The organism is Saccharopolyspora sp. NPDC002686 (assembly GCF_040295745.1).
In the GTDB taxonomy this organism is placed as follows: Bacteria; Actinomycetota; Actinomycetes; order Mycobacteriales; family Pseudonocardiaceae; genus Saccharopolyspora; species Saccharopolyspora oryzae.
The window spans coordinates 1-5,163 of record NZ_JBEOVY010000462.1; the positions used below are offsets into that span (position 1 = coordinate 1).

Here is a 5,163-nt window from a genome sequence, read left to right on the forward strand (position 1 = left end):
GCGGGTGGTTCCCCACGCCTCGAACCGGATGTCGGCGGTGTGCGGCAGGTAGCGGCAGCGATCAGTTCCACCACGGCCGGGTGGTCGCCGATCGGCTGGGCGACACCGGCGACCGGCAGCTCCGCCAGGCGCCGGTGGAACAGCCCCGGGGCCAGCAGGTACGGGGCGATGAAGTCGGCGGGGCCGCAGACCTCGGCGGTGGCGGGAGTCGCTGTGGTGACGTAGCTCGGGGTCAGCCACTGCCCGCAGCGGCGGCCCAGCAGCTGCGCCGCCGTGCGCACGTCGGCCAGCGCGTGTTCGTCGGACGACCCGGCGGCGGAGAACGCTATGCGAGCACCGGGCTGCCACCCGGCGGTGATCAGCCGCTCCCGCATCGCTTCGACGAGTTCCGGGGCAGGCCCCAGCGCCCGGCAGACCACGACGCCGGTCCGGTCGCTGGCGGCGATCTGCGCAGGGAGATCGGTGCGCACGTGGTACCCGGAGGCCAGGAAAGCGGGCAGCACGACCACCGGGCCGTCGAGGTCGCGCAGCACTTCGACCGCGGTCGGCCCGATGACGTCGACGTAGCCGACGTGCACCGGCACGTCCAGGCGCTCGGCCGCCGCTGCTGCGAGGCGCTCGACCACCCGGGGCCCGGCCGGGTCGCGAGTGCCGTGGGCGACCAGCAGCAGCGGTGGGCTCACGGTTGCGCGCATCGCGGAGCGCCTCCCATCGGTTCCAGCGGAAGTCGGTATCCGCGTTTGATCACGGTCTGCACCAGCTGCGCAGCGCCCAGCGCCGCCCGCAAGCGCGCCACCGCCTGCTCCACAGCGTGTTCGTCGGCCGGGCTCCCGGAGCGGCGCAGCGCCTCAGCGAGGTCCCGGCGCGACACCACCCGCCCCGGCCGCTCGGCCAGCACGCCCAGCAGCGTTCTGCCCTGCGGGGAAAGCGGTCTGACCACTCCGTCCACCACGGCGGCGTGCCCCCGCACCTGCAGCTCCCGGCCACCCACCGGCAGCGTCGGCGCCCTGTCGGGCAGCGCCACGCACAGCGAACGCACCAGCGCGCCGAGGCGGAACCGCCGGGGGATCACCGCGGGAACGTCGTGGTCGGCCAGCGGCGCGTGCGTCACCGGCCCGACGCAGGCCACCAGCACCGGACCGCGCAGCGCGGCCAGCAGCTCCTCCTCGCAGCGCAGTCTCGCCGCCAGCGACAGCAGGCCTGCCGCGGCAGGCGCGCTGGTGAAGGTCACCGCATCGATCTCCCGCGCGCACACCGACCGCAGCAGGTTCTCCAACGCGGTGGTGTCCGCCGGTGCGGCCCAGCGGTAGACCGGCACCTCGACGACCTCCGCACCGGCGCAGCGCAGCGCGTCGGCGAAGTCCGGCAGCGGCTGCCCGTGCAGCTGCACCGCGATCCGAACCCCGGCCAACTCCTGTTCGAGCAGGTGGGACAGCAGTTCAGCGGACGACTCCGACGCAGGCGACCACGGATCGGGCAACCCGGCGGCACGCACCGCTCCGCGCGCCTTCGGCCCGCGCGCCAGCAGCTGCGCCGGGCGCAAGGCGTCGAGCAGCTCGCCGCCGATGCCCCACCCGTCGGCGGCCTCGATCCAGCCGCGGAAACCGATGCCGGTCGTGGCCACCACCACGTCGGGAGGCGCGTCCAGGCAGCGCAGGCTGACCCGCCGGAGCTCGGCGTCGTCGGACAGCGGGAGGATCCGCAGCGCCGGGCCGTGCACGACCCGCGCGCCGCGGTTCTCCAGCAGGGTTCCCAGCTCGTCGGCCCGTCGCGCCGCGGTCACCGCGACGGTGTAACCAGCGAGTTCGTCGGTCAAGGAAGAGCGACCTCCACCACGTCGTCGGCGCGGCGGCGGACCGGGTAGATCGGCAGCTGCGCCGCCGGGTCGTCCAGGCACTGCCCGGTGCGCAGCGAGAAGACCTGCTTGAGCATCGGGGAGGCGACGGTGGGCTCGCCGCCGCGGTCGCCGACGATGCCGCGGCTGATCACGCCGGCCCCGCAGAACGGGTCGACGTTGCCCACCGCGTACAGCTCGTCGTCGCGGGTGCGGAACACCGCCACCGGCTGGTCGTGGACCAGCGCGGGCACCCCGTACTCGGGCAGCAGCAGGTCGAGTTCGCAGATCCGTTGCCAGGTCATCCGGACACCTCCTGGGTTGCGAGAGCGGGCATCGGCAGCGCCACCGGACCGGGCCGGATCTGACCGCGCTCCTGGACGAAGCGGATGGTCGGGTCCGGTGCTTCCGGGGCGTTGACGAAGGAGACGAAGCGAGCCAGCTTGGCCGGATCGGCCAGCACCCCGGCCCACTCGTCGGTGTAGTCCTCGACGTGGCGCCGCATCGCCGCTTCCAGCTCGTCGGCGATGCCCAGCGAGTCCTCGACGACGACCTCGCGCAGGTGCTCCAAACCGCCGTCCAGCGACTCCAGCCAGGCCGAGGTGCGCTGCAGCCGGTCGGCGGTGCGCACGTAGAACATCAGGAACCGGTCGACGAGCTTGATCAGCAGCTCGTCGTCGAGGTCGGCGGCCAGCAGTTCGGCGTGGCGCGGGGTGAACCCGCCGTTGCCGCCGACGTAGAGGTTCCAGCCGCGGTCGGTGGCGATCACGCCGAAGTCCTTGCCGCGCGCTTCGGCGCACTCGCGGGCGCAGCCGGACACCCCGGCCTTGATCTTGTGCGGCGCCCGCAGCCCCCGGTAGCGCAGCTCGAGCCGGATGGCCATGCTCACCGAGTCCTGCACGCCGTAGCGGCACCAGTCGTCGCCGACGCAGGACTTCACGGTGCGCAGCGCCTTGCCGTAGGCGTGGCCGGATTCGAACCCGGCGTCGACCAGCCGCCGCCAGATCAGCGGCAGCTGCTCCACCCGCGCGCCGAACAGGTCGATGCGCTGCCCACCGGTGATCTTGGTGTACAGGCCGAACTCCTTGGCCACCTCGCCCAGCACGATCAGCTTGTCCGGGGTGATCTCCCCGCCGGGCACCCGGGGCACCACCGAGTAGGTGCCGTTGCGCTGCATGTTGGCCAGGAACCGGTCGTTGGTGTCCTGCAGCGCGGCCTGCTCGCCGTCGAGGATGTGGCCGTGGCCGAGGCTGGCCAGGATGGAGGCGACCGCGGGCTTGCAGATGTCGCAGCCGTGCCCGTTGCCGTGCTTGCCGATCAGCTCGGAGAACGAGTCGACGCCGGTGGCCCGGACCACCTCGAACAGCTCGCTGCGCGACTGCGGGAAGTGCTCGCAGAGCGCCTTGGAGGTCACGACTCCGCACTCGCCGAGCAGGTTCTTCAGCATCGGCACGCACGAACCGCAGCTGGTACCGGCCTTCGTGCAGGCCTTGACGCCCGGTACGTCGGTGAGCTGCTGCTCCGCGATGGCGGAGGTGATGTCCTGCTTGGTCACGTTGTTGCAGGAGCACACCGTGGCGTCCGCGGGCAGGGTCCCGGCGTCCACACCGGACCCGGCGGGCAGCAGCAGCTGCTCGGGCGGTGCGGGCAGCTCGCGGTCCACCAGCGGCCGCAGCACGGAGTACGCACCGGCGTCGCCGACGAGCACACCGCCGAGCAGCACTCGCGCGTCGTCGCTGAGCACCAGCTTGGCGTAGGTGCCCGCGGCGTTGTTGGCGTAGACGACCTCCAAAGCGCCCTCCGCCCGCGCGTGCGCATCGCCGAAGCTCGCGACGTCGACGCCGAGCAGCTTGAGCTTGGTGGACAGGTCGGCCCCGGGGAAAGCGCCGTCGCCCAGCTCCAGCAGCTGCTCGGCGACGCCTTCCGCCATGCTGTAGCCGGGCGCGACCAGCCCGTAGCAGCTGCCCTGCACCGCGGCGCATTCGCCGATGGCCCAGATGTTCTCGTCCCCGGTGCGGCAGAACTCGTCGACCAGGATCCCGCCGCGCTCGGCCCGGTCCAGCCCGGCGACCTCGGCCAGCTCGTCGCGCGGCCGCACCCCGGCGGAGAACACCACGAGCTCGGTGTCGATCACCGTGCCGTCGGCCAGCGAAACACCGCGGACCCGGCCGTCGCCGTCGATGGACTTCGTCGCCGCACCGCAGTGCACCGCCAACCCGAGGTCGCCGACCAGACGGCCGAGGACCTGGCCACCGCCCTCGTCGACCTGCAACGGCATCAGCCGCGGCGCCATCTCGACGACGTGCGCGCGCATCCCCAGCAGCCGCAGGGCGTTCGCCGCCTCGAGGCCGAGCAGGCCACCGCCGATGACCACGCCGTTCGCGCCCTCGGTCGCGGCGTCGCGGATGGCGTCGAGGTCGTCGATGGTGCGGTAGGTGAAGCAGCCGTCGAGGTCGTGGCCGGGCACCGGCGGCACGAACGGCCGCGACCCGGTGGCCAGCACCAGCGCGTCGTAGCCCAGCACCGAACCGTCCGATGTGGACACCGTGCGGGCGGCGCGGTCGATGCCGGTCACCGCGGTGTTCAACCGCAGTTCGACCAGCGGATCGTCCAGCAGCTCGTGGCCGGCCAGGCTCAGGTCCTCGGCGCTCTTGCCGTCCAGGTAGGACGACAGCGCCACCCGGTCGTAGGCCGACCGGGATTCCTCGCCCAGCACGACGATCCGCCAGGTACCGGTTACATCGCGCTCCCGGAGCGACTCCACGAGCCGGTGTCCGACCATCCCGTGGCCGACGACGATGAGCGTGCGGGTCATGCGCAGTCCGCCTCTCCGCGTTTTTCAGTGGTGGTTGCGTCCGGGATCGATCTCGCGTTTCGCGGTTTCTTGTGACTGGGTTGCATCACGGTCCCCCTGAGGTGCGGTTGAGCGGGACTCCGGTTGGCACGAGGCGTCATGCGACGCCCTTCTTCGGGTGTTCGGTGCGTCCGGCCAGCAGTGCGCAGAGGCGTGCGACGTCGTCGGCGCAGCCTCCGCAGCCCGTGGTCGCCCGAGTTGCCCTGGCCAGCTCGTGGACCGAGCGAGCACCGCCCTGCCAGGCGGCGGTCAGGGACTTCTCGGTGACGTTGTTGCAGCGGCAGAGCACCGCGTCGTCGGACGGTTCGACGCGGGCGGACGTGGTGGCGGGGTTGCCCAGCAGCAGCGCGAGGCGATCGGCGGGCACTGGCAGGTCGCGGTCGTGCAACTGCGTGACCGATGCGATCGCCTGCGGGAAGCCGAGCGCGAGATCATCCCGGCCTGCAAGCGGTTCGGGGTCGGGCTGATCCCCTAC

At 72.5% G+C, this 5,163-nt stretch carries 5 protein-coding genes; all 5 read right to left on the bottom strand.

Annotation, left to right across the window (positions count from 1 at the left end; translation table 11 throughout):
- On the bottom strand, window positions 1–695 hold a 695-nt coding region (locus ABTZ89_RS35505; protein ID WP_351053230.1), incomplete at its 3' end, for a sirohydrochlorin chelatase.
- Entirely contained in the window at window positions 680–1,816 is a 1,137-nt protein-coding gene (locus ABTZ89_RS35510; RefSeq protein ID WP_351053233.1) for a uroporphyrinogen-III synthase, read from the bottom strand. The genes ABTZ89_RS35510 and ABTZ89_RS35505, both read right to left, overlap by 16 nt.
- The gene (gene nirD / locus ABTZ89_RS35515) at window positions 1,813–2,139 is read right to left on the bottom strand and encodes a nitrite reductase small subunit NirD (protein ID WP_270951680.1); all 327 of its coding nucleotides are present in this window, start codon (window positions 2,137–2,139) and stop codon (window positions 1,813–1,815) included. Before nirD ends, ABTZ89_RS35510 begins: the two co-directional genes overlap by 4 nt.
- Complete coding sequence (gene nirB / locus ABTZ89_RS35520; RefSeq protein WP_351053236.1) at window positions 2,136–4,649, bottom strand: nitrite reductase large subunit NirB; 2,514 nt, start codon at window positions 4,647–4,649, stop codon at window positions 2,136–2,138. The genes nirD and nirB overlap by 4 nt, the downstream gene beginning before the upstream one ends.
- Before the next feature lie 136 nt (window positions 4,650–4,785).
- On the bottom strand, window positions 4,786–5,163 hold a 378-nt coding region (locus ABTZ89_RS35525; RefSeq protein ID WP_351053239.1), incomplete at its 5' end, for a (2Fe-2S)-binding protein.

Excerpts from the sequence above, each read along its gene's own strand:
- nirD (WP_270951680.1), bottom strand. The coding sequence starts at position 2,139 with ATGACCTGGCAACGGATCTGCGAACTCGACCTGCTGCTGCCCGAGTAC.
- nirB (WP_351053236.1), bottom strand. The coding sequence starts at position 4,649 with ATGACCCGCACGCTCATCGTCGTCGGCCACGGGATGGTCGGACACCGG.